At 53.0% G+C, this 613-nt stretch carries 2 tRNA genes and 1 rRNA gene; all 3 read right to left on the reverse strand.

The window, feature by feature from the left end:
* Positions 1-270 precede the first annotated feature (270 nt).
* Positions 271-346: transfer RNA gene (locus tag EKL30_RS18730), tRNA-Ala, on the reverse strand.
* A gap of 27 nt (positions 347-373) precedes the next feature.
* Positions 374-450 (reverse strand) — tRNA-Ile (locus EKL30_RS18735).
* Between the two features lie 91 nt (positions 451-541).
* A 16S ribosomal RNA gene (locus EKL30_RS18740) occupies positions 542-613 on the reverse strand; the annotation flags it as partial.

Genomic DNA, 613 nt, shown 5'->3' on the forward strand with positions numbered 1-613 from the left:
CGTACTTACGTTGAGAGTGCGCCGCTCGTCTCGAACCCATCTTGCGATGCGATCAAGGCCAAACTGCGCCCTTTCCATAAATACACTTCGTTGTGCTTCTTCCAGATTGTTAAAGAACAAGATCCAACCATTAAGCACTAAGCCTAACGAGCAACGTCCTGACTGGTCGCCAAGACGCTCTTCGTTACCCTCGCAGTCGCTTATAGACAGCAGGTAAAATCTTTAACCATGACACTGTGCGGCGCGCTCGAGGTCGGCGGGGTAAGCTGCTGGTGGAGGATGACGGGATCGAACCGACGACCCCCTGCTTGCAAAGCAGGTGCTCTCCCAGCTGAGCTAATCCCCCGCATACCTGGCCAATCAACCGCGCGCTTGGTGGGTCAAGTTGGAATCGAACCAACGACCCCCGCCTTATCAAGACGGTGCTCTAACCGACTGAGCTACTGACCCAACCGTCTCTCAATGAGAGCTAAACCATGTCATGGTCTTTATATAACAGCCAATAAGTGTGGACGCTTTCGCTTCGTGTGCTTTCGCTCTAAAAGGAGGTGATCCAGCCGCACCTTCCGATACGGCTACCTTGTTACGACTTCACCCCAGTCATGAATCCTAC

It is taken from the genome of Candidimonas sp. SYP-B2681, from assembly GCF_003971065.1.
In the GTDB taxonomy this organism is placed as follows: Bacteria; Pseudomonadota; Gammaproteobacteria; order Burkholderiales; family Burkholderiaceae_B; genus Pollutimonas.